At 64.7% G+C, this 24674-nt stretch carries 25 protein-coding genes and 1 pseudogene; 16 read left to right on the plus strand and 10 right to left on the minus strand.

Translation table 11 applies throughout. The features are described from left to right. Positions 1-29: 29 nt before the first annotated feature. Positions 30-593, minus strand: a complete 564-nt coding sequence (locus ACX3OW_RS14470; protein WP_459096497.1) for a tyrosine-type recombinase/integrase — start codon at positions 591-593, stop codon at positions 30-32. Positions 594-668: 75 nt separating this feature from the next. Here ACX3OW_RS14470 and ACX3OW_RS14475 point away from each other — a divergent pair. Further along, positions 669-1550: pseudogene (locus ACX3OW_RS14475) on the plus strand (pyridoxal phosphate-dependent aminotransferase); the annotation flags it as partial. Between the two features lie 45 nt (positions 1551-1595). Here ACX3OW_RS14475 and ACX3OW_RS14480 read toward each other — a convergent pair. The 4 genes from ACX3OW_RS14480 to pxpB form a co-directional block, all read right to left on the minus strand. After that, on the minus strand, positions 1596-2513 hold the full coding sequence (locus ACX3OW_RS14480; protein WP_459096498.1) for a LysR substrate-binding domain-containing protein: 918 nt from the start codon (positions 2511-2513) through the stop codon (positions 1596-1598). Positions 2514-2586: 73 nt separating this feature from the next. Further along, a complete protein-coding gene (locus ACX3OW_RS14485) occupies positions 2587-3354 on the minus strand; it encodes a LamB/YcsF family protein (protein WP_459096499.1) in 768 nt (255 codons plus the stop codon). Positions 3355-3366: 12 nt separating this feature from the next. After that, complete coding sequence (locus tag ACX3OW_RS14490) at positions 3367-4326, minus strand: 5-oxoprolinase subunit C family protein (RefSeq protein ID WP_459096500.1); 960 nt, start codon at positions 4324-4326, stop codon at positions 3367-3369. After that, positions 4323-5021 (minus strand): 5-oxoprolinase subunit PxpB, encoded by a 699-nt coding sequence (gene pxpB / locus ACX3OW_RS14495; protein WP_459096501.1) that lies wholly within the window; start codon positions 5019-5021, stop codon positions 4323-4325. The genes ACX3OW_RS14490 and pxpB overlap by 4 nt, the downstream gene beginning before the upstream one ends. A gap of 304 nt (positions 5022-5325) precedes the next feature. Here pxpB and ACX3OW_RS14500 point away from each other — a divergent pair, with 304 nt between their 5' ends. The 6 genes from ACX3OW_RS14500 to ACX3OW_RS14525 are packed head-to-tail and all read left to right on the plus strand — an operon-like array spanning position 5326 to position 10007. After that, entirely contained in the window at positions 5326-5994 is a 669-nt protein-coding gene (locus tag ACX3OW_RS14500; RefSeq protein WP_459096502.1) for a 4-carboxy-4-hydroxy-2-oxoadipate aldolase/oxaloacetate decarboxylase, read from the plus strand. A gap of 38 nt (positions 5995-6032) precedes the next feature. Beyond that, positions 6033-7019 (plus strand): D-erythronate dehydrogenase, encoded by a 987-nt coding sequence (gene denD / locus ACX3OW_RS14505; protein WP_459096503.1) that lies wholly within the window; start codon positions 6033-6035, stop codon positions 7017-7019. Next, positions 7016-7762, plus strand: coding sequence for an SDR family oxidoreductase (locus ACX3OW_RS14510; protein ID WP_459096504.1), 747 nt, complete (start codon positions 7016-7018; stop codon positions 7760-7762). The genes denD and ACX3OW_RS14510 overlap by 4 nt, the downstream gene beginning before the upstream one ends. Before the next feature lie 19 nt (positions 7763-7781). Continuing rightward, positions 7782-8717 carry a 2-hydroxyacid dehydrogenase gene (locus tag ACX3OW_RS14515; RefSeq protein WP_459096505.1) on the plus strand — a complete coding sequence of 312 codons (936 nt, stop codon included), beginning with the start codon at positions 7782-7784 and terminating at the stop codon, positions 8715-8717. Between the two features lie 31 nt (positions 8718-8748). After that, positions 8749-9516 (plus strand): SDR family oxidoreductase, encoded by a 768-nt coding sequence (locus tag ACX3OW_RS14520; RefSeq protein ID WP_459096506.1) that lies wholly within the window; start codon positions 8749-8751, stop codon positions 9514-9516. Positions 9517-9518: 2 nt separating this feature from the next. After that, a complete protein-coding gene (locus ACX3OW_RS14525; protein WP_459096507.1) occupies positions 9519-10007 on the plus strand; it encodes a gluconokinase in 489 nt (162 codons plus the stop codon). Positions 10008-10086: 79 nt separating this feature from the next. On the opposite strand, the gene ACX3OW_RS14530 is transcribed toward ACX3OW_RS14525, so the two are convergent. The 3 genes from ACX3OW_RS14530 to ACX3OW_RS14540 form a co-directional block, all read right to left on the minus strand. After that, complete coding sequence (locus tag ACX3OW_RS14530; RefSeq protein WP_459096508.1) at positions 10087-11118, minus strand: L-idonate 5-dehydrogenase; 1032 nt, start codon at positions 11116-11118, stop codon at positions 10087-10089. 137 nt (positions 11119-11255) lie between these two features. Beyond that, positions 11256-12266 carry a LacI family DNA-binding transcriptional regulator gene (locus ACX3OW_RS14535; RefSeq protein WP_459096509.1) on the minus strand — a complete coding sequence of 337 codons (1011 nt, stop codon included), beginning with the start codon at positions 12264-12266 and terminating at the stop codon, positions 11256-11258. A gap of 84 nt (positions 12267-12350) precedes the next feature. After that, a complete protein-coding gene (locus ACX3OW_RS14540; RefSeq protein WP_459096510.1) occupies positions 12351-13433 on the minus strand; it encodes a Gfo/Idh/MocA family oxidoreductase in 1083 nt (360 codons plus the stop codon). Between the two features lie 131 nt (positions 13434-13564). Here ACX3OW_RS14540 and ACX3OW_RS14545 point away from each other — a divergent pair, with 131 nt between their 5' ends. From ACX3OW_RS14545 to ACX3OW_RS14580, 8 genes are all read left to right on the plus strand, one after another. Beyond that, on the plus strand, positions 13565-14287 hold the full coding sequence (locus ACX3OW_RS14545; protein WP_459096511.1) for an SDR family NAD(P)-dependent oxidoreductase: 723 nt from the start codon (positions 13565-13567) through the stop codon (positions 14285-14287). Between the two features lie 14 nt (positions 14288-14301). After that, positions 14302-15462 (plus strand): Gfo/Idh/MocA family protein, encoded by a 1161-nt coding sequence (locus ACX3OW_RS14550; protein WP_459096512.1) that lies wholly within the window; start codon positions 14302-14304, stop codon positions 15460-15462. Next, entirely contained in the window at positions 15459-16373 is a 915-nt protein-coding gene (locus tag ACX3OW_RS14555; protein ID WP_459096513.1) for a sugar phosphate isomerase/epimerase family protein, read from the plus strand. Before ACX3OW_RS14550 ends, ACX3OW_RS14555 begins: the two co-directional genes overlap by 4 nt. A gap of 46 nt (positions 16374-16419) precedes the next feature. After that, positions 16420-17445: an ABC transporter substrate-binding protein gene (locus ACX3OW_RS14560; protein ID WP_459096514.1), complete on the plus strand. Its 1026-nt coding sequence runs from the start codon at positions 16420-16422 to the stop codon at positions 17443-17445. A gap of 69 nt (positions 17446-17514) precedes the next feature. Next, positions 17515-19023: a sugar ABC transporter ATP-binding protein gene (locus tag ACX3OW_RS14565; protein WP_459096515.1), complete on the plus strand. Its 1509-nt coding sequence runs from the start codon at positions 17515-17517 to the stop codon at positions 19021-19023. Then, positions 19020-19991 (plus strand): ABC transporter permease, encoded by a 972-nt coding sequence (locus ACX3OW_RS14570; protein WP_459096516.1) that lies wholly within the window; start codon positions 19020-19022, stop codon positions 19989-19991. Before ACX3OW_RS14565 ends, ACX3OW_RS14570 begins: the two co-directional genes overlap by 4 nt. After that, on the plus strand, positions 19991-20968 hold the full coding sequence (locus tag ACX3OW_RS14575) for an ABC transporter permease (RefSeq protein ID WP_459096517.1): 978 nt from the start codon (positions 19991-19993) through the stop codon (positions 20966-20968). The genes ACX3OW_RS14570 and ACX3OW_RS14575 overlap by 1 nt, the downstream gene beginning before the upstream one ends. 19 nt (positions 20969-20987) lie before the next feature. Next, the gene (locus tag ACX3OW_RS14580; RefSeq protein WP_459096518.1) at positions 20988-21785 is read left to right on the plus strand and encodes an SDR family oxidoreductase; all 798 of its coding nucleotides are present in this window, start codon (positions 20988-20990) and stop codon (positions 21783-21785) included. On the opposite strand, the gene ACX3OW_RS14585 is transcribed toward ACX3OW_RS14580, so the two are convergent. Together ACX3OW_RS14585 and ACX3OW_RS14590 are read right to left on the minus strand one after the other, a co-directional pair. Further along, entirely contained in the window at positions 21782-22648 is an 867-nt protein-coding gene (locus ACX3OW_RS14585; RefSeq protein WP_459096519.1) for an SMP-30/gluconolactonase/LRE family protein, read from the minus strand. The two genes, ACX3OW_RS14580 and ACX3OW_RS14585, sit on opposite strands and share 4 nt — an antisense overlap. A gap of 44 nt (positions 22649-22692) precedes the next feature. After that, complete coding sequence (locus tag ACX3OW_RS14590) at positions 22693-23412, minus strand: FadR/GntR family transcriptional regulator (RefSeq protein WP_459096520.1); 720 nt, start codon at positions 23410-23412, stop codon at positions 22693-22695. Positions 23413-23580: 168 nt separating this feature from the next. On the opposite strand from ACX3OW_RS14590, the gene ACX3OW_RS14595 reads away from it, so the two are divergent. Continuing rightward, positions 23581-24591: a mannonate dehydratase gene (locus ACX3OW_RS14595; protein WP_459096521.1), complete on the plus strand. Its 1011-nt coding sequence runs from the start codon at positions 23581-23583 to the stop codon at positions 24589-24591. The last annotated feature ends 83 nt before the right edge of the window (positions 24592-24674 follow it).

A 24674-nucleotide genomic window follows, 5' to 3' on the forward strand; every position in this document is an offset into this window, starting at 1 on the left:
GCGCTCGGGCAGCTACACGTACTCTGACCTCAAAGGATATCGACTGCCCTGGCCATCATCTCATCATTGACGTCGATATAGCGCTGCGTGGTCGCCAAGCTGCGATGCCCTGCCAACGTCATGATGACCTTTGGTGAGACGCCAGAATGCGCAAGTCGGGTAATGAACCAGCGCCTGCCACTATGTGAGGTTGCGCCATTGATTCCAGCATCCCTGTAGATGCGTCCAAATAGCTGACACAGGCTATTCGCTGAGAACGCTCCGCGCTTTTGTGATTGGATCAATGGGTCAATAGGTTTGACGCTTTGCGTGGCCTTGTAGAGGGTCAACTCCCGTTGCAGGCGTTTGCTCAAGTGTACGGGTCTGGCTTCGTTGGATTTGGTGTTCTCTGGTTTCAGATAGAATTGTTCGACGATCTGCCCATCAGCGGAAATGAGGTCGGACCAATACAGCGTTGCGATCTCACCTACGCGCAGCCCGGCATAATGGGACAGCATCAGCGCCATTCCGTTACGCCCAGCATGTTTGCCCTGCGCAGTAACGGCCAGCACCCGTTTGAATTCGGCTTCTGTGAGCACCTTTGCCTGCTTCATAATGTAACCTTTCCCGCTGTTTCCTACGGGAAAGTTATGTTGCCGTTTGGCGGTGAGGACGACCGAAGATTGAACATCATGGGCACCTGCAATCCGGGCGATGAAGTGATCATCCCGTCGCCGGGCTGGATCACCTATGCCGATATCGTGCATCTGTCGGGCGCCACCCCGGTGGCGGTGGCGTGCCCGGAAGAGACGCTGTTCCGGCTCCGTCCCGAGGATCTGCGCGCGGCGATCACCCCCAAGACGCGTTGGCTGATCATCAATTTCCCCAACAATCCCAGCGGCGCCGCCGGCCCGCGCGCGGATCTGGAGGCCATTGCGGAAGTGCTGCTGGAGCATCCCCATGTCTGGGTGCTGACCGACGACATCTATGAGCATCTGATCTATGACGGCGCCGAATTCGCCACCATCGCCCAGGTGGAGCCCCGCCTCAAGGAGCGGACGCTGACCGTCAATGGCGTCTCCAAGGCCTATGCCATGACCGGCTGGCGCGTCGGCTATGCCGGTGGTCCGCGGGAGCTGATTGCCGCTATGAACGCCATCCAGTTGCAGGCAACCGGCGGCATCTGCACCCCGGCGCAGGCCGCGTCGGTGGCGGTGCTGAACGGTCCGCAGGACTTGCTGGCCGAGCAGGCCGAAATCTACCGCACCCGCCGCGACATGGTGGTCGAGCAGTTGCGGCTGGCGCCCGGCATCACCTGCCACAAGCCATCCGGCGCGTTTTACGTGTTCGCCAATATTGCCGGCCTGATCGGCAAGACCACGGCGGGCGGGCGCAAGATCGATAGCGATACCGATTTCGTGTTTGCGCTGCTGGCGGAACATCACGTGGCGACCGTGCAGGGCACGGCCTATGGCACGAGCCCGTATTTCCGCATCTCTTACGCCACCGACACCGCCTCGCTGGAACTGGCCTGCGAGCGGATCATCAGCTTCTGCAAGGGCATGCATTAAGCGCCAAAATGGACCACCCGCTGATGGTGGGTGGTCCAGACGCTGCTAGAGGCGGGCGTCGAGCAGCAAGGATGAGTTGTCCCGCACCAGCCCGACCAGCAATTCATGCACCGCATAGGCGGCATCGCTCAGCCCGGTGCTGTCGGGGATCGCCAGCGAGACCGGCATGCTCATGGCCGGCGCGAGCGGGCGCAGGGTGACGCTGTCGCCGGTCACCATCGAGCGGGCGACGCTGGCCGGCAGCACCGCCGCGCCCAGCCCATCCGACAGCGCCGCCGCCAGCACGTGGCGCGACTGCACTTCGGCGACGATGGTCGGGGTCAGCCCGGCGCTGCGGCAGTGGCGGTCCACCATCTGGCGCAGGAAGGATTCCTCGGTCGGCAGGATCATCGGCAGCCTCGCCAGCGTTTGCAGGTCGATGGGACCGGGCTCCGCCGGCAGCAGCGTTTCCGACGCCATCAGGCAGAATTCTTCCTGGTACAGCGTCTTGTAGTGCAGGCCCCGGGGCGCGGAATCGCCATAGAGCAGTCCCAGATCCATCCGGCCGCGCAGCAGCATTTCGCTGAAGGCCATGCCGAAAATATCGAAGATATGCAGCAGGATGCCGGGATGCTCGCGCCGCACCGCGCGCAGCAAAGCCGGCCCGAGCAGCGAGGCCGAACTCCATGGCGCCAGCCCCACGGTGACATTGCCCGACAGGCCCCCCGCCGTGTCCTTGACGTTGCGGCGGGCTTCTTCGAGCTGGCGGTGGATGGCGCTGGCATAGCGATACAGCACCATGCCGGCCGGGGTCGGCGTCACGCCGCGCGGGCTGCGCACCAGCAGCTTGACCCCGAATTCGAGTTCGAGACCGGCGATCTGCTGGCTCAACGCCGGCTGGGCCAGGCGCAGCACGCCAGCGGCCCGCGTCACGCTGCCCAGATCCACGACTTTGACAAAGGCGTTAAGGCGACGGATGTCCATGACGATCCCCATTTTTTAGTCCAGCGTGCTGTATCATGCGCGGTCCGCTGAGTACCAAATGAAGATATCGGCCTCAGGCGGCAATCTCGGTCGCCGGGGCTACTGCGCCGCCGGCCTCCACGATGGCTTGGCGCACCGCCGCAGCGATCTGCGCGGCCCCCGGCGTGTCGCTGTGGATCAGGATGGATTGGGCGCGCATGCCGATGGACTGGCCGTCGGCGGTGAGCACGGTGCCGGATTCGACGAAGCGGTGGATGCGCGCCTTGACGCTGTCGATCTCGGTGATCAGCGCGCCGGACTGGCCGCGCGGCACCAGCGAGCCATCCTCGCGATAGCCGCGGTCGGCGAGGAACATCTGGATGGTGCGCAGCCCGGCTGCCCGGGCCGAGAATTCGACCTCGGTGTCGGGCATGGAAAACACGATCAGATCGCGATCGACCGCCGCGATGGCTTGGGTCATCACATCTGCCAGCTCGCGGTTGGCGGTCGCCATATTGCCGAAGGCGGCGTGATAGCTGACATGGGTCACCTCATGGCCAGCAGCGGCGGCAAAGCCTTGCAGCGCGCCGATCTGGTAGATCAGCATGTTGCGCATGTCCTTGGGGTCGACCGCCATAGTGCGGCGGCCAAAGCCCAGTAGATCGGGCAGGCCGGGATGGGCGCCAATGCCGATGCCGCCCTGTTTGGCCATGGCAACGGTATGCGCCATGATGCTGGGGTCGCCGGCATGAAAGCCGCAGGCGACATTGGCCGAGGTCACCGAGCCGAGAATGGCGGCGTCATCGCCGACCGAATAATTGCCGAAGCCTTCGCCCATGTCCGAATTGATATCGAGCTTCACTGGTGTCTCCGTCTATCGAGTGTGGGCAATGTGCAGCGCGCCAAGGGTCTGGCGCAGGTCGGTCAGATAATCGTCGATGTCGGCCATGGCCTGCTGGGCGGTGGCGAAGTCGACTTCGACAAATTGGATGCGGCTGCCGAGCCGGGCCTGGCCGATCCGGGGCAGGTCGGCTTCGATGATGCCGGCCAGCCGGAGATAGCCGCCGGCGGTATTGGCGTCGCTCAACTGCACGATGGGCTGGCCCGAGGGGGGCAACTGCACGATGCCGGCCACCACGCCATAGGAGCGCATTTCCACCGGCTTGGGCAATTTCAGCTCCGGCCCGCGCAGCCGATAACCGGCCCGGTCGCTTTGCGCCGAGATGGTCCAGTCTGCCGACCAGAATTCGGCCTGTAGCGCCAGCGGCAGCAGGGTGAATTCGGCGCCGACAATCGCACGAACCTGTTGCACCGGGCCGGCAGCATAGGCCGGTGGCAAGGCGCCGATCTCCCAGGCCGATGACGCCGCCGCCGGACCGAGCGGCAGGTGATCGCCCGCCCGCAAGGCCCGGCCGTCGAGGCCGCCAAAACCGCCGCGCAGATGGGTGCTGCGCGACTCCATCACCAGCGGCACGGCCAGCCCGCCGGCGATGGTGACATAGACCCGCGCGCCGCGTTCGGGCGCCGCGATGAGCAATTCCTGGCCGGCCTGCGCCTGGCTCGTCCACCAGGGCGGCAGGGGGGTGCCGTCGAGCTGGGCCGGCGCGTCGGTGCCGGTCACGGCAAAGCGGGTGGTCCGGGTAAAGCGCAGGCGGAACGGGAAGGTCTGCAGCTCGATGCCGGCGGCGCCTTCCTCATTGCCGACGAGGATATTGCCGACCCGCAGGGCCAGCTCATCCATGGCGCCGGAGGTGCCGATGCCGATGGAGCGGCGGCCGAAGCGGCCCAGATCCTGCACGGTATTGAGCGTGCCGCAGTCGACGATCTCAATCACAGCAAAATCCTCTCGGCGCGGAACCGCACCCGGTCGCCGGAGCGCAGCACGGCAGGCTCGGCCAGGGTGGCGTCGAACAGCTTCATCTCGGAATGGCCGATGGCGTTCCAGCCATTGGGCCCGGTGGTGACGGCAACGCCGGTCAGCATGCCGCCAATGGTCACCGAGCCGGTCGGCATGCTCAGCGAGGGGGTGGTCTTGCGCGGCATGTGAATGCGCGGGTCCAGCCCATGCAGATAGCCAAAGCCGGGCGAGCTGGCGACGGTGACCACGGTATAGTGGCCCGCGCCATGAATTTCGATGACCTCGCGCGGCGTCAGGCCGGCGCGTTTGGCGACGGCCAGCAGGTCGATGGCAAGCTCCCCGCCATAGGTGACCGGAATTTCAATGCAGCGGCCCGCGATCCGGGTCGGCGGCAGATTGGCCCAGGCGTGGCGAACCCGCTGGCTGACCGCCTCGATATCGGCGCAGCCGCTGCGCGTCAGGATAACCAGCAGATTGGTGACGCCGATGACCACTTCGGCGACCTCGCTCCAATCGGCCAGATGTTCGGCCAGGCCCCAGACGCGCTGCTGCACGGCGATCTCGAAGTCGCCCGGCGCATCCAGCATGAGGGCGCGCGAGCCGACAAAGCTCAGCGTCAGCCCGCTTTCTGCTGCATGGGTCGCGGGCGGGGCGATTGTCGTGGCGTCCATGCTCAACGGTTTTCATCTCTGGGGAAGTGGCCCGCAATTTAGGAATGAACGGCGGGCACGGCCAAGCGCGTCTTGTTCTTAGGCCATAAGGACCAGCGATAGGGGCGGCCAAGCCATAGCCGTTTTCTATAGCCCGATTGGACATTCGGTATTGGTCAGCCTCCTGCGATCCCGCCAGACTTCGCTCAATACCAACACCGAAATGGGGGCGAAACCGGCGCAATCAGGCCGTCGCGACCATCGCGTCGTCTCCCTGTCCTGCGCTCGTTCCTGCCTCCCCCAATCCAACCCCAAGGTTTTCCAAATGGCCCATGTCATCCGTAATATCGAGCGCCCCGCCAAAGCCGACCTCGAAGCCATCGGCAAGTTCAGCCCGGCGACGATTCACGAAGCGCAGGGCAAGCTGGGTGCGCTCGATCCGCAGATCAAGCCGATCAAGCCGGGCCTGAAATTCTGTGGCCCCGCGATAACCGCGCAGTGCCATATCGGCGACAATCTGATGATCTTCGAGGCCATCAACCTGGCCCAGCCCGGCGACATTCTGGTGCTCAGCGCCGGCAACAATCCCAATCAGGGGGGCTTTGGCGACGTGCTGGCGGCGGCCTGCATCGGCAAGGGCATTGCCGGTCTGGTGATCGACGCCGGCGTGCGCGATGGCGTTGGCCTGCGCGCCATCGGCTTCCCGGTGTTCTCGCTGGGCCTGTGCATCAAGGGCACCTCCAAGGACACGCTGGGCACCATCAACAATCCGGTGGTTGTCGGCGGTGAACTGATCCGTCCGGGCGACATCATTGTCGGCGATGACGATGGCGTCGTGGTAGTGCGGACCGACAATGTCGCCAAGCTGGCCAAGGCCTGCCAGGATCGCGAGGATACCGAAAGCCAGTTGATCGAGATGCACCGTAAGGGTCAAATGTCGATCGAGGACCGCTATGAGATGATGCGCTCCAAGGGTTGCGTCTGGTCCGACTGATTCGAGCTCCCGACCGCTCTCGTAAACAGGATAAGTAAATGCATGTATTGATCGTGGGGGCGGCCGGAATGATCGGCCGCAAGCTGGCCAGCCGGCTGGCTGCCGATGGGGTAGTGGCGGGCAAGCCGATCGAGACCCTGACGCTGACCGATATCATCCAGCCGCCGGCCCCGACCGGGTTCGCTGGCAAGATCGAGCAGGTGGTGTCCGATCTGTCGGTCGCTGGCGCCGCAACCACGCTGGTGGCCGGCCGTCCCGACGTGATTTTCCATCTCGCCGCCGTGGTTTCGGGCGAAGCCGAAGCCGATTTCGAGAAGGGCTACCGCATCAATCTCGATGGCGGTCGCAATCTGTTCGAGGCGATCCGCCTCGAAGGCATCAAGCAACCCTATTGCCCACGCGTGGTGTTTTGCTCCTCGCTGGCGGTGTTCGGCCCGCCCTTTGCCTCGCCCATCGGCGATGACTTCCTCACCGCGCCCTCGACCAGCTATGGCACGCAGAAGGCGATGACCGAAATGCTCCTGGCCGACTACAGCCGGCGCGGCTTTTTCGATGGCATCGGCATTCGACTGCCCACCATCTGCATTCGCCCCGGTACGCCGAACGCGGCGGCTTCGGGCTTCTTCTCCAACATCCTGCGCGAGCCGCTGGTGGGGCAGGAGGCGGTTTTGCCGGTCGATGACAGCGTGCGCCACTGGTTCGCCAGCCCGCGCTCGGCCATCGGCTTCCTGCTGCATGGCGCCAGTATCGACCTGAGCGGGTTGGGCACGCGCCGCAATTTGATCATGCCGGGCCTGTCGGCCACCGTTGCCGACGAAATCGAGGCGCTGCGCAGCGTGGCCGGCGACAAGGCCGTCCGCCTGATCCGCCGCGAGCCCGATGCGCGCATCATCAAGATCGTCGATGGCTGGGCCTATGACTATGCCCCGACCCTGGCGCTGTCGCTCGGCTTCCGCGCCGAACAGACCTTTGCCGAGATCATCACCGCCCATATCGAAGACGAATTGGGAGGTACCCTGTCATGAGCGGCGGTATTGCCCTGGTCACCGGCGCCGGCACCGGCGTCGGCAAGGCCATCACCAAAGCCCTGCTGCAGTCCGGCTACAAGGTGGTCATGACCGGCCGCCGCGCAGCGGTGCTGCAGGCGGCTGCTGCCGAACTGGGTGGCGACACAATGGTGCATGCCGCCGATATCGGCGTGCCGGCTGACGTGGCAGCTTTGTTCGCCGCCGTGGTCAGCACCTATGGGCGGCTCGACCTGCTGGTCAATAATGCCGGCATGTCGGCCCCGGCGGTGCCCATCGATGAGCTGGATTTCGAGATCTGGAATCAGGTGGTGGCGGCCAATTTGACCGGGGCCTTCCTGTGTACGCAGGCCGCCTTCCGCCAGATGAAGGCGCAAAGCCCGCAGGGCGGGCGCATCATCAATAACGGCTCGATCTCGGCCACCACGCCGCGTCCCAACTCGGCGCCCTATACCGCCACCAAACACGCCATCACCGGCCTGACCAAATCGTCGGCGCTCGATGGCCGGCGCTTCAACATCGCCTGCGGCCAGATCGATATCGGCAATGCCGGCACCGACATGACCAAGGAGATTGCCGGGACCGGTGCATTGCAGGCGGACGGCTCGACGGCGATGGAGCCCACCATCGACAGTGCGCTGATCGGCCAGGCTGTCGCCAATATGGCAATGCTGCCGCTCTCGGCCAATGTGCTCACCATGACGCTCATGGCCACCCAGATGCCTTTCGTCGGCCGCGGCTGACCTGCTGGAAAGACTTGTCGTGAAGCCTGATCTCGTCCTCACCTATCCGCTCATGCCGGCCATCGAAGCCGAACTCGCGCAGCGTTTCTCCGTGCATCGCTGGCATGAGCAGTCCGACCCGGCCAGGTTTCTCCAGCAGGTGGGGCCAGTGGTTCGCGCCGTGGTCACCGGTGGCCATCTGGGGTTGGCCAAGGACATGGCGGCGGCGATGCCCAGCTTGGAAATCGTCGCCATCAATGGCGTGGGCTATGACAAGATCGATCTCGAACAGGCCCGCGCGCAGGGCTTTCGCGTCACCAATACGCCCGATCTGATGGCCGATGATGTCGCCGATCTGGCGATCGGGCTGCTGGTCGGTTTCAACCGCCAGCTGGTGCGCGGCGACAGCTATGTGCGCGACGGCAGCTGGGCCGCCGGCGAAATGCCGCTCGGCCGCAAGGTCGCCGGTGCGCGCTATGGCATTTTCGGCATGGGCCGCATCGGGGCCAGCATCGCCCGGCGCCTCGAGGGCTTTGGCGGCAGTATCGCCTATGCCAATCGCTCGCAGCGCGAGGTGCCTTATCGCTATTATCCGTCACTGCTTGAACTGGCCGCGGCCAGCGATGTGTTGATCCTCGCCGCTGCCGCGACGCCGGAAACCCGCCATATCGTCGGGCGCGAGGTGCTTGATGCGCTTGGTCCCGATGGCCTGCTGATCAATGTCGCCCGGGGCGCTTTGGTCAATGAGGTCGAGCTGGCCAGCGCCCTACGCGAGCGCCGGTTGCGGGGCGCGGCGCTGGATGTATTTGAAAGCGAGCCCAACGTCGCCACCGATCTGTTGGCCGCCGGGAATCTGCTCGTCGTGCCGCATATCGGCGCCGCGACCGCGGAAACCCGGCAGCAGATGGGCCGGCTGGTGCTGGCCAATCTCGATGCGCATTTTTCCGGCCAGCCCTTGCCCTCGCCGGTGCTCTAGCACCCGCCTCATACCCACACAGGATGACAGCATGAGCACTCACCATTTCGATCTCAGCAACCGGCTGGCGCTGATCACCGGCTCAAGCCAGGGCATTGGCCTGGCGCTGGCGCGGGGTCTGGCCGGCTATGGCGCCAGGGTGGTGCTCAATGGCCGTGACGCCGACAAGCTCGAAGCCGCCGCCGCGAGTTTGCGGGCCGACGGGCTGGCGGTGGAGATTGCCGCCTTTGACGTGACCGACCATGACGCGGTGGTGGCTGGCGTCGATGCGGTCGAGCAGCGCTTCGGCGCCATCGAAATTCTGGTCAACAATGCCGGCATGCAGTTCCGCAGCGCGCTGGAGGATTTCCCCGTCGACCGCTGGGAGCAATTGCTGCGCACCAATGTGTCGAGCGTGTTCTATACCGGCCAGGCCGTGGCCCGACACATGATCGCGCGCGGGCGCGGCAAGATCGTCAATATCGCTTCGGTGCAGGCCGAACTCGCGCGCCCCGGCATCGCGCCCTACACCGCCACCAAGGGCGCGGTGCGCAATCTGACGCGCGGCATGTGCACCGACTGGGCCAAATATGGCATCCAGATCAACGCCATAGCGCCGGGCTATTTCAAGACGCCGCTCAATCAGGCGCTGGTCGACAATCCTGAATTCTCCTCGTGGCTGGAAAAGCGGACCCCCGCCGGGCGCTGGGGCAATGTCGATGAGCTGGTTGGCGCTGCGGTGTTCCTGGCCTCGGATGCGTCGAGCTTCGTCAATGGCCATACGCTCTATGTCGATGGCGGCATTACGGTTTCGCTCTGAAAATGACGAGCCAGTTCATCGTCATGGGGGTCAGCGGTTGCGGAAAATCGACGCTGGCCGAGGCGCTGGCCGCCAGCTGGAGCGTGCCCTATATCGAGGGCGACGAGCTGCATGGCCCGGCCAATGTCGCCAAAATGGCCGGCGGCATTCCGCTCGATGACACTGATCGCTGGCCCTGGCTCGACCGTATCGGCGCGGCGATTGTCACAGAAAATCGTGGCGCGGTCGCGAGTTGCTCGGCCCTGCGGCTCGCCTATCGTGACCGGCTGCGCTTGGCCGTTGGTCCCAATTTGCGCTTCGTCATGATCGATTTGCCCCGTTCCGTCTTGGAGCAGCGCATGGCCGAGCGGACTGGCCACTACATGCCGCCGGCGCTGCTCGACAGCCAGTTGCGCACGCTGGAACGCCCGAATAATGAGCCGGATGTGTTGATGGTCGACGGCACCCAGCCGCTGGCCGGCATGGTCGAGGCAGTCAGCGCCTGGCGCTGATAGCAGCAAGAAAAGAGGCCGGTTTCTGCCCCTTTTCTTGCAGCATGCTGACGGTTTTCTGGTAGTTTGCAGAAACGGCCTAAGCCATTTCGAGCTGCACCTTCATGGCCACTTTGCGATCCGACGCCAGCTCGAACGCCGCCACGGCGTCGGCCAGCTTCATGGTGTGGGTGATCAGCGGTTTTACGTCGATCAAGCCACCCTGCATCAGGCGGACGGCGGTTTCGAATTCCTCATGGAAACGGAACGAGCCTTTGAGCGAGAGTTCTTTGGCGGTGATCGACTGCACCGGCAAATTCATGTCGCCGCCCATGCCGACTTGCACGATCACACCCTTGGGTCGGACTGCGGCAATGCCACTGGCCAAAGCCACCGGCGCGCCCGAGCATTCGAGGTGAATGTCGAAATAGCCCTTGTCGACGCCATAGGCGGTCATCGCCTCGGTATCGGTTGCGGTGTTGATGGTCCGGTCGGCGCCGGCGCGCTTGGCGTGTTCCAGCGTCTGGTCGGTGATGTCGGTGATGACGATCTCGCTGGCGCCGGCGCGGCGGGCGGCCAAGACGCAGAGCACGCCGATGGGGCCGCTGCCGGTGATCAGCACTTTCTTGCCGAGGACTTCACCGGCCTGGCGGACGCCGTGCAGGCAGACCGCGAGCGGCTCGGCAATCGCGGCTTCGCCGGCGCTGAGGCCGTTGGCGACGACGCATTGGCTGGCATCGGCCACCAGCTCCTCGCGGAAGGCGCCCTGAATATGGGGGAAGGGCATGGCCGAGCCATAGAAGCGCATATTGAGGCAGTGGTTCTGCTTGCCTTCCTGGCAATAGCGGCAGTGGCCGCAGGGGCGCGACGGGCTGACCGCCACCAGATCGCCCAGCTTGAGCGTGGTGACGCCCTCGCCCAGCGCGGCGATGCGCCCGGAGACCTCGTGGCCCAGCACCATGGGCTGCTTGATCCGGACCGTGCCGAAGCCGCCATGATTGTAATAATGCAGGTCCGAGCCGCAAATGCCGCCGCGCTCGATGCGCACCAGCACCTGGCCGGGGCCGGGGGCCTCGGCGGCGCTGTCTTCGATGCGCAGATCCTTGGGGGCGTGAATGACGATGGAACGCATGGTGACCTCAAATAACCGGAGTGAGCACGGCATGGCCGTCGAACTGGGCCGCCAGATATCGAATACGAGCCTTGATTGATAATAAGCATTGTTATCGATAACTGTCATGGTCGACAAGCCTCCGAATGGCGATACCCCTATGTGCTTTGGCGCACTACCAGACTGATATCGGTGAGCAGGATGCGGGGCTCGGCGTTGCCGCCGGCGGCGATGGCCTCGAGCATGGCGTCGCCGACGCGGGTGCCGATCATCCGGGCCTGCACATCGATGGTGGTCAGCGCCGGCATGGTGGCCTCCGACACATCGTAATTGCCGAAGCCGGCAATGGCCCATTGCCCAGGCACGGCGATGCCCTGGCGCTGGCATTCCGCCAGCATGCCGAAGGCCAGCAGGTCGGAAACGCAGATCACCGCGTCGAGATCGGGCCAGCGCGCCTGCAAGGCCTGTACCGCCTGGGGGCCTTGCTTGAGGGTGATCGGCGGCTCGCCAAAGGCCAGCACGCGCGGCGCATCATGGCCGGCGGCCAGCACCGCCGCTTCATAGCCGCGCCGCCGCTCGATGCCACGCGCGTCCTGCGCGGCGGTGCCGCCGACAAAGGCAATGCGGCGATAGCCGGCTGCATGCAGATGCTCGACCATCAGCCTGCCGGCGTCGAAATTGGAGAAGCCGACCACCTGACCGATGGGAGCGCTGGGGATTTCCCACATCTCGATCACCGGCACCCCGGCATTGGCCAGCAGCCGGCGGGCGCGCTCGGTGTGGTCGCCGCCGGTCACCACGATCGCTTCGGGGCGCCGCACCAGCAGGGATTCGATGACGCGCTCTTCTTCCTCGATCTGGTAGTTGGTGTAGCCGAGCAGTACCTGCAGCCGCGAGCCGGCCAGCCGGTCGGTCAACCCCTGCACCGTCTCGGCGAAATTGGAATTGTTCAGCGTCGGAATCACCACGGCGACGAAGCCGGTGCGCCCCGCCTTCAGCCCTGCCGCCGCACCGTCGAGCACATAACCCAGCGTCTCGGCGGCGGCCTGGATGCGCTGGCGCGTGGCCTCGGAAACCGCGCCCTCCTGCCGCAGCGCCCGCGATACGGTCATCGCCGTCACGCCGGCCAATCGGGCCACGTCGGCCATTGTCGGCGATCTGCGTTGCATTGGGCATTCCTCCAGACGAGGCGCTACTGATATCGATAACGTCTGGTCTTGTCATCGTTGGGAAGGGAGCACGGTGGGGCCGGGCTACAGCTCGACCACCCGCCCTTCAGCAATCGACTGCTCGGCCGCCAGCACGATTTCGAGGCTGCTCACCGCCGCCGCCATGGCGTCGCTGAGGTCGATATCCTCGATGATGGCCTTGAGGAAAAACGCCTGTTCGCGGTCGCATAATTCCTGGTGGGTCGGCTCGTCCTCGGTCGAGATGAATTCGTCGGGGCGGAGGAAATTCTTGTCCGGCCCGACTTCGGCATGATGGATGCGCAGCATGTCGGTTTTGGTGTGGCGGTCGATATCGGCGGAGTCGGTGATCTCGTGCAGCTGGTCCTTGCCCGAGGACGAGCCCGGCACCATCGACACCGCGCCCTTGGGGCCGATCACGTCTTTGACGAAATAGGCGGTCTCGCTCATCATCGGGCCCCAGCCGGCCTCATACCAGCCGACCGAGCCGTCATCGAAGGTGACATGCAGATGGCCGTAATTCTGCTTGTCGGCGTCGGCCCATAATTTGGCGCCGATGCCATGCACGCGGACGGGTTTGGCGCCGGTCATCTGGCACATCACGTCGACATAATGCACGCCGCAATCAACGATTGGGGTCAGCGAGTCCATCAGGTTCTTGTGGCCATACCAGGCGGGGCCATTGCTCTGCTGGTTGAGATTCATCCGCATCACCAGCGGCTTGCCCAGGGTTTGGCTGAGTTCGATGAATTTGATCCAGCTCGGATGCACCCGCAAAATATAGCCCAGCACCAGCTTGCGCCCGGTTCGCTGCGCCGTCGCCACCACCGCCTTGGCATCGGCGACATTGGTGGCGATGGGCTTTTCCATGAACACATGGGCCCCGGCCTCCATCGCCTTGATGGCGTATTCGGCATGGGTATTGGGCCAGGAATTGATCGAGACGGCGTCGGGCCTGGTGGTGGCCAGCGCGCTGTCGAAATCCTCGAACAGGGGCAGGCCCTGCAGCTCGTCGGGGATGCTGGCGGATTTGATCGACCGGCTCATCAGCCCGACAATCTCGAAGCCCGGATTGTGCAGATAGGCCAGCGCATGCGAGCGCCCCATGGTGCCGAGCCCGATGACGAGAATTCTGATTGGTGCGCGCATTTTGCCCTCCGATTTGGCCCACGAGACCATGGCGCACCCATCGAGGGCAAGGTGCTTGGCATTGTCGCGCATCGAGCCGATTGCCAGACGGCCAATCCTCGGCGATGGTGGGGACAGGGGGGAGTTTGCCGATGCAGGTCAACTTCGATTTTTCTGCCGCGTCGGTGCTGGTTGTCGGCGCCAGCCGGGCCGGCATTGGTGCGTCCATCGCCCGCGCGTTTCAGGCGGCGGGCGCCAACGTCACCATCACCGGCGTTGAAGACCAGCCGGCCGAGGATGATCGCGAGCGCTTCCGCTATGTTCAGCTCGATGTCACCGATGGCGCTGCCGTCAGCGCATTGGGGCAGAGCATCGACAGGCTCGACATTCTGGTCAATTGCGCCGCCATCACCGCGCGCGGCGAGGAAATGGACCCGGCGTTTTTCGCCAAGGTGGTCGACGTCAATCTGCTGGGCAGTTTCCGCACCGCCGAGACGTTTTACCCCCAGCTCAAGGCCAGCGGCGGCAGCCTGATCAATATCGCCTCGATGTATGCCCGCTTCGGCAGCCCGCGCAATCCGGCCTATGGCGCCAGCAAGGCGGCGATTGAGCAGCTGACCAAATCGCTGGCCATCGCCTGGGCCCCGGACGGGGTGCGGGTCAACGCCATCGCGCCCGGCTTCATCGTCACCGAACAATCTGCCCGTAGCCGCACCGATCCGGTGCATGTCGCCAATGTCACCACGCGCACCCCGCTCGGGCGCTGGGGGCAGCCCGACGACATTGCCGGGGTGGCGCTGTTTCTGGCTTCGGAAGGTTCGGGCTTCATCACCGGGGCCTGCATTCCGGTGGATGGGGGTTATTCGGTGGTTTAGGCGCGGGAGGATTTATGACCGGATTGCATGATCTGGGTGTTGCCATCATCGGCACGGGCTTTATCGGCAGCGTGCATCTGGGGGCGCTGCGGCGGCTGGGCGTGCGCGTCACCGGTGTGCTCGGCTCGAGCGCCGAACGCGGTGCCGAACGGGCGGCGGCGCTTGGCGTGCCTCAGGCCTATGGCTCACTGGAAAAGCTGTTGGCCGATCCGGGCGTCGATGTGGTGCATGTCACCTCGCCCAATCATGCGCATTATGCGCAGGTCAAAGCCATTCTGGCGGCCGGCAAGCATGTCATTTGCGAAAAGCCGCTGGCGATGACCTCGGCGGAATCGGCGGAAATGGTTGCGCTGGCCCGCGCCAGCAATCGCGGCGCTGCCGTCTGCTACAACACGCGGTTTTATCCGCTCAATCAGCAGGCGCGGGGCATGGTCGCGGCGGGCGAATTGGGCGAGATCCGGCTGATCACCGGGCATTACCATCAGGATTGGCTGGCCGAGCCGAGCGACTGGAACTGGCGGCTGGAGGTCGGGCAGGGCGGGGCGCTGCGCTCGGTCGGCGATATCGGCACTCATCTGCTCGATCTGGTCAGCTTCATCAGCGGCTTGCGGCCCACCTCAATCCTCGCCGATCTCGCCACCTTCATTCCTGAGCGGCAGCGGCCGCTGGGGCCGGTGGAAACCTTCGCCAGGTCCGGGGCGCAGGCGAGCGAAACCCGCCGCATCGAAACCGATGATGCGGCGCTGATCCTGCTGCGCTTCGGCAATGGCGCGCGCGGCGCCATCACCACCAGCCAGATCAGCCATGGCCGCAAGAATGCGATGAACTGGGAAATCAGCGGCTCGGCCAGCTCTGCCGCCTGGCACTCCGAACAGCCCGAGCAGCTCTGGCTCGGCCATCGCGATGCGCCCAATCAATTGCTGCAGCGCGATCCGGGGCTGCTGAATGCCATCGGCAGCGCGGCGGCAAGCCTGCCCGGCGGGCATGTCGAAGGCTTTGCCGATACGTTTTTTGCGCTGTTCCGCGCGGTCTATGCCGATGTGCTGGCCGGCGGGCGGTCGGCGTCGGCGACTTACGCCAGTTTTGAAGATGGCCATGAAGAAATGCTGTTCTGCGATGCGGTGCTGCGCAGCGCCGAACAGGGACGCTGGGTCGATGTGGGAGTGAGCCAATGAAGCTGGGAATTCTGACCGCGCCCTTTGCCGATGAAGGGCTGATGGATGTCGCCGACTGGGCGTCGAGCAGCGGCTTTACCGCGCTGGAAATCGCCTGCTGGCCCCGCAGCGGCGGCGAGACGCGGCGCTATGCCGGCACCTCGCATATCGATGTGGCCACGCTGTCACCCGGGCAGGCGGCGGATATCAATCAGGAGCTTGCCGCACGGGGGCTCAGCATTTCCGGGCTGGGCTATTATCCCAACCCGCTGCATGCCGATGCGGGCCATCGCGAGGCGGTCATTGCTCATCTCAAGCAGGTCATCACTGCCGCCGGCCTGCTCAAGGTGAAGGTGGTCAACAGTTTTATGGGCGGCGACCGCGCGCTTAATGTCGAGGACAACTGGGCGCGGGCCAAGACCATCTTTGCCCCCATCGTGGCCCATGCGCGCGACGCCGGGGTGACGCTGGCCTTTGAAAATTGCCCGATGATTTTCAGCCAGGACGAATGGCCGGGCGGCCACAACATCGCCTATTCGCCAAAGATCTGGCGGCGCATTTTCGAGACCTGGCGCGATGGCGTCGGGATGAATTACGATCCGTCCCATCTGGTCTGGCAGATGATCGACCAGCCGCGCTTCATCCGCGAATTCGGCCCGAAAATGGTCCATGTCCACGCCAAGGACGTGATGATCGACCGCGACGGGCTGTATGAAAACGGCATCATGTCGGTCGGGATCGGCTGGCAGGTGCCGCGCATGCCGGGCCTTGGCGATATCGACTGGGCCCAGTTCTTCTCCGGCCTCTACCGCGCCGGCTATAACGGTCCGGTCATCATCGAGCATGAAGACCGCGATTTCGAAGGCAGTGACGACAAACTCAAGCGCGGCTTCCTGTTGGCGCGCGATGTACTCAATCCATACGTGAAGTGATCAAAAGAATATGCAAGACTGACCATAGTCTTAAGGGAGGACTACCATGACGAAGCTGCTCATGACCGCCAGCGCGGTCGCTATTCTACTTGGTCTCAGCGGCGCCGCTGCGGCCCAGGAATATAAGATCGGCGTCTCCAACACCGTGCAGGGCAATGGCTGGCGCGAGGAAATGATCTGCTCCATCAAGGCGCAGGCCCTCGATTCCGGTCTGGTCGCCTCGCTCAATATTGCGCACCGCAATACCGACGCGGCCGGTCAGCTCGAAGACATCCGCAATCTGATCCAGGCCGGTGTCGACGCCATCGTCGTCAATCCAGCCAATCCCGAAGGCATCAATTCGGCGATCAAGGAAGCCACCGATGCCGGCATCGTCGTGGTGGCGGTCGATCAGGCGGTGACGGAGCCCTCCGCCTATGTGGTCTCCAACAACCAGGAAGAATACGCCTATCTCGGCGCCAAATGGCTGTTCGAACAGATCGGCGGCAAGGGTAGTGTCGTCTATATGCGAGGCGCCGCCGGGGCCTCGGCCGATGACGACCGCGATAAAGGCTTCAAGCGCGCTCTGGCCGAATATCCGGACGTGAAAGTGGGCCAGGAAGTGTTCACCAACTGGCAGCAGGATCAGGGCAAGCAGCAGATCCTCGACTATATGGCCACCGGCATCCCATTTGATGGCGTGTGGACCTCGGGCATCGACAACGTCATCGTCGACGCCTTCGTCGAATCCGAAACGCCGCTGGTGCCCGTGGTCGGCGCCGACAATGCCGGCTTTGTTGGCCAATTGGCCAGCGTTGAAGGTCTCGTCGGTGCAGCAGTGACCAATCCGGGCTCGATCGGCGGGGCCGGCGTCACTGTGGCGCTGCAGATTCTCCAGGGCAAGGCGCCGGCCGAGAAGACCGTGCTGGTCACGCCTGAGCTGTGGGACAACGTCTCGGAGGAGGGCAAGGCCAAGATCGCCGAGGCGCAGAACCCCAACCTTGATTCCGAATGGCCGGTGAGCACCTCGATTCCGGACTTCACCACCTACACCACCGAGGAAATCATCGCCTGCAAGGGTCCCGGCGAGTGATCTGATCGCTGTCCCCGGCCTGCGGGCCGGGGACAATTTACCGGCCGACCAGGGTAGGGTGTCGCCTATATGACGGAAGCAGCTTCGGTGCGTCCTGTGCTGGACGCGCGCAATGTGACCAAGCGCTTCGGCGCGGTCGTGGCGCTCAAGGATGCGTCGCTCACCGTGGCCGCCGGCGAAATCGTCGCGCTGATGGGGGCCAACGGGGCGGGCAAGTCCACCTTCGTCAAAATTCTCACCGGCGCCCTGCGCGCCGATGCCGGCCACATCCATCTCGATGGGCAGGACCGCCGCTTTACCTCGCCGGCGCAGGCGCGCCGCGCCGGTATCATGCCGGTCTATCAGGAGCCCTCGCTGATCCCCGACCTCGACGTGGCCGACAATCTGCGGCTGATCGATGTGAAACTGGCGCCGTTCCGCCATTGGGTGAGCGAGCTGGGCATCGCCGATTTGCGGCTCGACGCCATTATTGCGCATTTGCCGCTGGCGACGTTGCGCATCCTCGATCTGGCCATGACCTTGGCCAAAGAGCCCAAGGTTTTGCTGCTCGATGAAATGACCGCCGCCTTGCCGACCGATCTGGTCGAGCGCGTGCTGACGGTCATTCGCGCCCAGGCCGATAGCGGGCGTTCGGTGATTTATATTTCGCACCGCTTTGCCGAAATCGCCCGCGTCTGCGACCGTGCCTCGGTGCTGCGCGACGGCGTTACCGTCGGTGATTTTGTCATCGCGCCCGGCATTGAGGAAGACATTGTCGAGCTGATGCTGGGCGGCGTGCCCACCCGCGTCGAGGTGAGTGGCGAGCGGCCGGCCGATACCCGAGCCGGCACGCCGCGCCTCGCGGTGCGCAATATCAGTGCTGGGGCCAAGCTGGAGGATGTGTCGTTTGACCTGCATCGCGGCGAGGTGCTGGGCGTCGTGGCGCTGGAAGGGCAGGGACAGGATGAACTGTTCGACGTGCTCTCCGGCTTTCGTCGCGCCCAGGCCGGCAGCATTGCAGTCGATGGCCAGCCGGCCAGCTTTGGCCACCCCGCCGATGCTATTGCGCGCGGCCTGACTTTGGTGCCCGGCGACCGCAAGGACGCCCTGCTAATGCTGCGCTCGGTGCGCGAAAACATCGCTTTGCCGCTGCTGGCGCGACCCTCGAAATGGGGCGCCATTCCGATGCGCCAGGAAGCGGCGCAGGTCGCCAATGCGGTGGCGCGGCTGCAGATCGATATGCGCGCCCAGGCCGAAGTACGGCGGCTGTCGGGCGGCAATCAGCAAAAGGTCACCATTGGCCGCTGGGTCGCTGCCGGGGTGGAAACCCTGCTGCTGTTCGACCCGACGCGCGGCATCGACGTGCGCACCAAGCACCAGATTTACCCGCTGCTGCGCGAGCTGGCGGCGCAGGGAGCCTCCATCCTGTTCTACACCTCCGAGCTGGGCGAGGTGGCGCTGGCCTGCGACCGCGCCATCGTCATTTTCGGCGGCAAGGTGGTCGACATTATCGACGCCGCTGACGCGACCGAGCAAAACCTGATGCGGGCCGCTTATGGGCTGACCGAGGCCGAAGCCAACGCCGGAGCCCAGCCATGAGTGCCGTGCTTTCTCGCCATGGCTGGACGCTGGGCCTCGGCGTCATCCTGCTGATCCTCTTGGTCTCCACCCGCATCATCCAGCCCAATTTCGGCGTTTCCGGCCTCGACTCTTTGGCCCGCGCGGCGCTGCCTTTTGCCTTCGCCACCATCGGCATGGGCATCGTGGTCATTGCCGGCGGCATTGATCTCTCCATCGCCTCGATCATGGCGGTGGCCGGGGTCATCGCCGCGCTGCTGATGCAGCAAATGGGCGAGGCCAATGCCGGGCTGGTCGTGCTCATCGTGCTGCTGGCCGGAGCCGGCATGGGCGCGCTCAATGGTCTGCTGATCGTGCTCAGCCGCGTGCCCGACATCGTCGTGACCCTCGCCATGCTGTTCGTCTGGGAGGGCGTGGCGCTGCTGATCCTCAATGCTCCCGGCGGCGCGGCGACGCCCTGGCTGCGGGCGCTGGTGGTCGGCGGCGTCACCATTCCCGGCCTGCCGCCCGAATGGACCGCCTGGTTGCCGCGCGCGCTGGTCGTGCTCATCGCCTTCACCGCCATCATCTGGCTGCCGCTGCGCCGCTCCAAATTGGGCCTGTCCATCTACGCCATCGGCAGCGACCAGCATGCGGCCTTCCGCTCCGGCGTGCCGATCGGACTGACCCGCATCGCCGCCTATGCGCTGGCCGGATTGTTCGCCGCTTTGGGCGGGATCGCCATCACCCTGAGCACCGGCATCGGCGAGCCGATCCCCGGCCCCTATCTGCTGGCCAGCGTGGCCGCCGTCGTGCTCGGTGGTATTTCGCTGACGGGCGGACGCGGCGGCCTTCTCGGGCCAATCATCGCCGTCTTCATCCTGCGCACTCTGCGCCTCGATCTCACTTTGCTCTCGGTCGATCCCAACGTCACCACCATCATCGAAGGCATCATCATGGTCGCCGTGGTGATGATCGGCGGCCTGCTGGCCATGAAAGGACGACGCTGATGACTATGCCAGCCGAGACCCTGTCACCGCTGCAACACAGCGCCCGGATCATCCGTGAAAACCCGGTGCTGCCGCTGGTGCTGCTGCTGTTTGCCCTGATCGGGCTGCTCGAATTTCTGCAGCCGGGCATTTTCAACGAGCGCTGGATCGGCAACACCATCCGCTTCGCCATTCCGCTGGCCATGCTGGCCGCCTGCCAGACCCTGACCATGCTCACCGGCGGCATCGACCTGTCGGCCGGCGTCGTCGCCACGGTCAGCGCCTTTGTCGTGGCCTCGCTGACGCCGCTGGTCGGCGGCCCTTCGGCCATCGCGCTGGCGCTGGTGCCGGCGGTGCTGATGGGGCTGGTCAACGGCTTCGGCGTCGGCATCTGCCGCGTCCATCCGCTGATTATGACGCTGGGCACCGGCTTGATCGGCACCGGGTGTCTGCAGGTCTATCAGCGCTATGTCATCAATACCGGTTCGGAAATTCCTGGGATGTTCGAATGGCTGGGCACTGGCCGAACCATGGGCATGCCCAATGCGCTGTACCTGTTCGTGCCCTTCGCCATCCTCATCATCTGGGGGCTGCGGCGCACCGGCTTTGGCCGGCTGCTCTACGCCATCGGCGCCAATGAGAACGCCACCCGCCTCTCGGGCGTGCGCTCCTGGCAGGTGCTGATGGCGCTTTATACGCTGGTTGGCTTGATCGCCGGCCTCACCGGCCTGCTCTATGTCGGCATTATTCGCGCGCCATCGCTGTCGCTGGCCAATTCGCTGCTGCTGCCCTCGGTTGCCGCTGCGGTCATTGGCGGCACCTCGATTTTTGGCGGGCGCGGCAGCTATTCCGGCACCATTGTCGGGGCGCTGATCCTGACCGTGCTGGGCACGCTGCTCACCCTGCTACAGATTCCCGAGGGCGCGCGGCGCATGCTGTTCGGCGCCATCATTCTGGTGGTCACCGCGCTGTATGTGCGGCTGACCGATCAAAGCTGATTTTTCGGAGACGAGGCCGATGACTGCGCCGTTTGGACAAGCCCTGCTGGGCAAAGCCATTTTCATCACCGGTGGCTTTCAGGGCGTCGGCCTCGAAATCGCCCGCCACGCTCACGCCAATGGCGCCAGCCGTATCGTGCTGGCCGGGCGCAATCCGGACAAGGCCGGGCCGGTGCGGGCCGAATTGCCCAAGGCCGAACTGGTGTTTGGCGAATTGAGCGATCCGCAGGTGCCGCCGCGGCTGCTGGCCGAAGCGCTGGAAAATGGGCCGCTGGATGGGCTGGTAAATGCTGCCGGCGCGACGGATCGCGGCAGCTTTCTCGATGGCACGGCCGAGCTGTGGGACCGGCTGTTTGCCGTCAATGCCCGCGCGCCGTTCCTGCTGATGAGCGGCTTGATCACCCATCTGCGCCAGCGCGGCGCGCCCGGCTCCATCGTCAATATCCAGTCGATGAACGCCCATTGCGGCGCGCCGGACCTGGCGGTCTATTCGGCCAGCAAGGGCGCCTTGGCGACGCTGACCCGCAATGCCGCCAATGCCCATGTCGCCGACCGCATCCGGGTCAACGCCATCAATATGGGCTGGGCCAACACTACCGGCGAGCAACAGATGCAGGCTGACATTCTGGGCAAGGGGCCAGGTTGGGTCGACGCCGCCGCCAGCACGTTGCCACTGGACCGGCTATTGTCGGCCAGTGAAGTGGCGCGGCTTGCCATCTACCTGCTGTCAGATTTGTCGGGGCTGCAAACCGGCACCGCCACCGATCTGGAGCAATGGGTGGTCGGCGCGCCGCCATCGACTTACGGCAAGGGCTAGGTCCCAAACCGGGCGACGGGCACGCCGGGGGTCTCGACGCGAAAACTGATGATGCCATCCAGCCCAGCGGCGTCGGACTTGGAGTCGAGGCTCGTCACATAGATGGTGCGCAGATCTGGCCCGCCAAAGCAGGGCATGGTCGGATTGCGCAATGGCACGTCGACCCAGCCGAGCAAGTCCCCATCAGCCGAAAACCGGTTGATCCGGCTCGCCGACGGGCCGGCTGACCAATAGATATCGTCCAGATCGCAGGCGCCGCCATCGGGCCGGCCCGCCGCTTCGTCATGCTCGCGCAGCCGACGGCGATTGCTGACTGCACCGTCGCTGACGGCAAAATCCCAGCAATCAAGCCAGATATCGCCGCGTGAATCCGAATGATAGAGCCGCGTCGCGGCAGCGTTCCACGCCAGCCCGTTGGCAATGGCGATGCCCTCGGCAATCACCCGCACCGAACCATCGGGGCCGACGCGATAGAGCTGGCCGGCCGGCGGGCCGTCGCCGCTGGCATCCATGCTGCCGACCCAGAAGGCGCCATCCGGCCCGACCTTGCCGTCATTGAGCCGCATCTCCGGCTTGGCATGCGCAATCCGCGCCACGGTCTCGCGCCGGCCACTGGCCGGATCGAACAGCACCACATCATGGCGTAGCGCCACCACCAGCCGGCCCTGCTGCGCCAGCCCGAAGCTGGGCACCGGCTCGTCAAACGCCCAGCGCTGTCGCGTTCCATTGGCGACATCCAGCGCGTGGATCATCCCGGCCGGAATATCGCACCACCACAGCCATTGCCGCGCCGCATCCCAGACCGGGCTCTCCCCCACTCCAAAGCGCTCGGCGATGACCATGGTGATCTCGGGTTGGTGCATGGTTTTGGCTTTCTGTTCGCGGGCAGGATCGCGCCCCTTAGGCCTCACACCGCATCATGCGCCAGGCTCCATTCGCGGTAGCGGCGACGGCCGCCTTCGAGGTGCTGGCGCATGGCGCTGCGGGCGGCGTCGGCCTGCCGCTCGGTGATGGCTTCGAAAATCAGCCGGTGCTCGCTGTCGATATTGCGCAGGAACTCGGCCTTGTCGGTGTCGTCGCTGAAACTGGCGCCCAGCGCCCGGCGCGGGATCAGCCGCTCGCCCATTTCGTCGACGAACAGGCGAAACCGGGTATTGTTGGTGGCGTCGGCGATGGCGCGGTGAAAGCTGCGATCGGCGTCGGTGGCCAGGGTATTGTCGTCCAGATGCCGCGCGAACTGGCTCATCGCCTGCTCCATGCGCAGCAGATTGGTTTCGGTGCGCCGCTCGGCCGCCAGCCCCGCCGCCTCGATTTCCACGCTCATGCGGAATTCCATGAAATCCAGCACGTCGCCGATATCCTGCGGCGCCTCCATGAACATCGAACCGCCCGAGGGCTTGGGCGGGGCGCTGACATAGACGCCGCTGCCGCGCAGCGAGCGCAGCCGGCCTTCCGCCTTGAGGCTGGCAATGGCCTCGCGCACCACGGTGCGGCTGACCGAGAACTGCTCGCAGAGCCGGTCTGCCGTCGGCAGCTTGTCGCCGGGCTGCAGATTGTCTTGCAGGATCATCTGCACCAGGCCGCTCTTCACCCGATCCGTCAGTCGTATCGCTGGGATTTCCGCCATTTGTCCTTTGCCGCATCTCAATACCAAGGTGAGCGAACATATCATCCTGCGCCGCGTCGCGCCTGCAGGAAATATCTGCTCTGCACGCCCCTCGTCGCGCATTTTTCTTGTAGCATGGCCAAATATTTCATACAACTTTGGAGAAATCATAAAACATGAGGGCCAGACATGTATATCGGCACCCAGCTCAGTGGCGAAAAGCTGGAAGAGGTGGGCGACCGCTATCTGCGGCAACTGGCCCAGCTCGGCATTGTCCATGTCTGCATCGATCCGGCGGGTAGTCCCTATAGCTGGACGCGCGACGTGCTGGCGCGGCACATCGACCGCATCGATGCGGCCGGGCTGGTGCTCGACATGGTGCAATTGCCGCTCTCCTCGGCCGGTGTCGACAGGGTCAAATCGCCGGGCATCGTGCTGGGGCAGGAGCCGGAGCGCGAGCGCGAGCTGGATGGCATTTGCCGGCTGATCGAGATGCTGGGCGATGATCTCGGCATCAAGGCGACCAAGTATAATTTCAACCTGATGGGCATTCCCCGCACCACCTCCGAGCGCGGCCGCGGCGGCGCGCTGCTGTCCACCTATCGCGCCGATCAGGCGAGTGATGGCGAGGTGCTGACGCGGGCCGGGCAGGTCAGTGCCGAGCAGATGTGGGAGCGCATCACCTATTTCCTCGAGCGCGTCGTGCCGGTGGCCGAAGCCAGCAAGGTGCGCCTCGCCTGCCATCCGCATGATCCGCTGACGCCGCCGGGCTATCGGGGCATGGAGGAGCGGGTGCTGGGCAGCGCCGAAGGGCTCAAGAAATTCGTTTCCATCGCCGAAAGCCCCTATCACGGGCTCAATTTCTGCCAGGGCACGGTGGCGGAAAGTCTGGTCAATCCGCGTGAGGAGATCGGCGATATCATCCGCTGGTTCGGCGAGCGGAAGAAAATTTTCAACGTGCATTTCCGCAATATCAAGGGCGGGCGTTTCTCCTTCACCGAGGAATTTCCCGATGCCGGCGACATGGACATGCCGGCCAGCCTGCGGCTCTACAAGGAGGTGGGCGTCGACTGCATGATCATGCCGGATCACGTCCCCGATATTGATGGCGCCGCGCCGTTTGAAACCGCCTTTGCCTTCACCTTTGGCTATATTATTGCGCTGTTTCAGGCCAATGGCTGGGACCCGTATGGGCGGTAGCTTGGCGGGTTACTCTCCCCCACCCGCGGTGTCACCCGGCCTTGAGCCGGGGTCCATCCCCCGATCATGCCGATGAAACCATC

The organism is Devosia sp. A449 (genome assembly GCF_054489375.1).